This window comes from uncultured Anaerococcus sp. (assembly GCF_963510915.1).
Taxonomy (GTDB): domain Bacteria; phylum Bacillota; class Clostridia; order Tissierellales; family Peptoniphilaceae; genus Anaerococcus.
The window spans coordinates 1-3181 of sequence record NZ_CAUPHG010000142.1 but is presented as its reverse complement, the minus strand read 5'-3'; the positions used below and the strand labels follow the sequence as shown (position 1 = coordinate 3181).

Annotated in this window: 3 protein-coding genes and 1 pseudogene; all 4 read left to right on the top strand. The window is 33.6% G+C overall.

Features of this window, described 5'->3' with window-relative positions:
• The first annotated feature begins 59 nt into the window (after positions 1-59).
• The 4 genes and pseudogenes from RQ893_RS08800 (at position 60) to RQ893_RS08785 (ending at position 3002) form a co-directional block, all read left to right on the top strand.
• Positions 60-686: an L-2-amino-thiazoline-4-carboxylic acid hydrolase gene (locus tag RQ893_RS08800; RefSeq protein WP_311482637.1), complete on the top strand. Its 627-nt coding sequence runs from the start codon at positions 60-62 to the stop codon at positions 684-686.
• A 75-nt stretch (positions 687-761) separates the two neighbouring features.
• Positions 762-1700: an alpha/beta hydrolase gene (locus RQ893_RS08795; protein WP_311482636.1), complete on the top strand. Its 939-nt coding sequence runs from the start codon at positions 762-764 to the stop codon at positions 1698-1700.
• 77 nt (positions 1701-1777) lie between these two features.
• Positions 1778-2485, top strand: a pseudogene (locus tag RQ893_RS08790) (alpha/beta fold hydrolase).
• A gap of 10 nt (positions 2486-2495) precedes the next feature.
• Positions 2496-3002, top strand: a complete 507-nt coding sequence (locus RQ893_RS08785; protein ID WP_311482635.1) for a hypothetical protein — start codon at positions 2496-2498, stop codon at positions 3000-3002.
• Positions 3003-3181 lie beyond the last annotated feature (179 nt).

The following is a 3181-nucleotide window of genomic DNA, read 5'->3' as shown; positions in this document are numbered from 1 at the left end:
AAATAAACTTGTATTTAAATTAAAATAAAAAATTTTAGAAAATTGATGGGGTATGTAAGATGAAATACAAGGGTTTTTATTTCTTATTATTTAAAGGTCCAATGAAGAAAGTTCTTATAGAAAAATATAATAAAGCATATGCTTCAGAAATTATTAAAAAGAGCAAAAAAGTTTATCGAGAACTTGTAAAAAATATGGACGATATCGGCGAGGATAATCCCATGGCATACAATGAGATGTTCGCCCTAGTCTTTGTTGCTCCATATATAGCAAGTGAGAAAAAAATTCCGCCGGAGACCGTCCAGGAAATGATGCGTCGCTCTCTTTATACTTTCAAATGGTTTTTTTCCTTGATCAATCTCAATACTAAGATAGGAAAAGAGGCCAATAAGAAAAATATTCTTAAGTATTACAAGTGGTATACAGAGGAAAAAGAAAAGCTCTATCCCACATCCTTTAAAGTTGATTTTGAGGGCCAACCTTATGAGGGTGCTTGTTATTATAGGATTACACGTTGTCCCATTTGTGCATATACAAAGAAGCTCGGGGTAGATGAATTAATGCCCCTATTCTGTGAACTTGACGATGTCATGATAAGCCTTCAACATGGAGTTTTATATAGAAAAGATACTATAGCAAATGGAGCAGATTGTTGTGATTATTTTATTACAGGCGATAGAGAATGAAGTTGAGTTACAAAAATAAGTATTGGTAAAAACTTGTAAAATTGTGATTAATTGAGTATCAATGGGAGGTGTGAAATGAGCGTTACATATAAAATTGCATCGACAATAGTAAGACTTGCCGGTGTTAAAAAAATGTTTTTAAAGAACAAAGAAGAGATGCTTGAGTATGCAAAGAGAGAAAATGCAAAGGCGGTATTTGATTTAGACAAGGCAAGGAAGAGAGCTGAGAGAAAAAATTACTATCTCCTTGTAAAAGACGTAATGGGTTATAGGCTCCTTTCATATCAAAAAAATAAGAGCCCTGCAGAAGGAACAGTCCTATATTTCTTTGGCGGAGGAATGATTACGGGACCGGACAAATTGGATTTTAGCTTGGCTGAAAGAATAATGGAAAAAACCGGAAAAGACCTTTGGTTTTTATTTTATCCCCTCTGCTCGGAAGATGTAAAGATAGATAAGAACTATGAAGTTTGTTTTGAAACCTATAGGCTAATGACCCAAACTTATAAGGCAGAAAACATAAGTGTCCTTGGATTTTCATCAGGCGCTGGTTTAGCTCTTGGAATTTTTTTGCATAATAACGCATTGGGCAGACCTTTACCAATGGCTGGGAAAATAATTTCAGTATCTCCTGGTGGACTTCCAGATGCAAGCCTTGATGAAAATAAAGAAATATGGGAAAAAATGAATGCTCTTAATCATAAAGACATAATGATTGAACCTAGCTATTTTAAAACTGCAAGGGAAATCGTAAAAGGGGATGAAGCCTTGCCTGAATATATGTTAGACGGAACAAAGGGAGATTTTTCAGACTTTCCAAAAACTTACTTTTATTATGGAGGAAATGAATGTCTCTACGCATTTGCGGACGAATTTAAAAAGGCAATGGAAAAATACAAGGCTCCATATAAAATCATTGTGGGAAAAGGGATGTGCCACTGTTATCCACTTTTAAGATTTTTTAGAGAGGGTAGACAGGCCCAGGATGAAATTATTGAATTATTAAAGTCTTAATATTACAAAGATATAAGAAAAGTTTAAAAGAGGGGAAAATGAACTTTATAACATTTGGAAATATAAATAACAAGTAAATATTATTTATTCATGGACTTGCATCGACTACCGACCTATGCTTCAAAGCTCTTCTGTCTTATTTAAAAGATTATTTTGTAATTTTCTGAGAATTGGACGTACACTATGGGACCAATCCCAAAGATTTAACTTCAATGAAAGAAAGCATAGATTCAGTAGAAAGCTACATATTAAATGAAATGGGTGGAAGCGTCTATGGACTATGTGGTTTTTCCATGGGAGCAACCATAGCTGTTGAACTCATTGGAAGAGTAAAAATTTCTGCTTCGAAAGTCCTTTTAGATGCGGCGATTACTGCCTAGTTGGGCTTGATGGCAGTGCCATTTACCTGTGCTTTTATCATTGGGACAAGTGGGATCAAAAATAAAAAGCCCATACTTAAATTTTTATTAGATAAGCTTATGGGCAAGGATAATTTAAGTGTAATAGAAATGGCCTATCCGCAAATTTCGAAAAATACTATTAAAAATGCCTGCAAGTTTATCTATCATTATAAGCCTCCAAAAAATTTAAGTAAATTTTCAAATCCAGTAATGTTTTGGAGCGGGAGCGAAGAGCCAATCCCTGAAAAAAGTGAAAAGATATTAAGGGAGTATCTTCCACAAATGGAAACAGAAGTATTTGAAGGAATGGGCCACGGACAATTTCTCAACGAACATCCCCAAGAATACGCCGAGAAACTAAAAAACTTTTTGGAAAATAAATAAGGAGAATATTATGGATATAACAAGAGCAATATTAGATGGAATTGCAATGGCTGCTATCTTTAATGGTGCAGTAGCAGCTTTTGTACTTATTAACCCGAGATTTTTCTTCGATTCCTATCCAAAAGAAATACAAAATTCAGCTCCAGAAAAGATGACAAAAGATGAGAAAAGAATAAATTTAATACTTACATTTATAATTTCAGGAATCGTATTTATATATGGAGTGACCTCTCTTTTACATACGGGAATAAGAGGACTTAGAGATCTTTTCTGGATGAGCTATATTCAGTGGATAATATTAAACTTTGGAGATTTCCTTCTATTGGATTTGCTTTTGTTCCAGGGAAAGTACAAGAATAAGATAGTAATACCAGGCACAGAAGGGCATGAGGATTACAAATTCGGAAATTGGATGAAGCATTTGGCTATTAAAGAACATTTTATCTTAATGCCATTTTTGATAATTCCAATTGTATCCATAGTAGAAGCTTGGCTAGTGATTTTACTGGGATTATAAAATAAAATTTGAAAGGTGTGAAAAAAGTTGTGATGCAGAAGAAGTACGAGAAAAACTCTTCAAAAAAGTGCAACTAATATAAGATATTAATTTAGGACCAGATAAATTCAAGCAAAAACAAGAGGAGAGAAATTTGGAAATTAGAAAAATATCAAAATCAGATTTAGAAGAATTAGCAA

Coding starts and splice junctions, on each gene's coding strand:
- RQ893_RS08800 (WP_311482637.1), top strand. CDS start 60: ATGAAATACAAGGGTTTTTATTTCTTATTATTTAAAGGTCCAATGAAG.
- RQ893_RS08795 (WP_311482636.1), top strand. CDS start 762: ATGAGCGTTACATATAAAATTGCATCGACAATAGTAAGACTTGCCGGT.
- RQ893_RS08785 (WP_311482635.1), top strand. CDS start 2,496: ATGGATATAACAAGAGCAATATTAGATGGAATTGCAATGGCTGCTATC.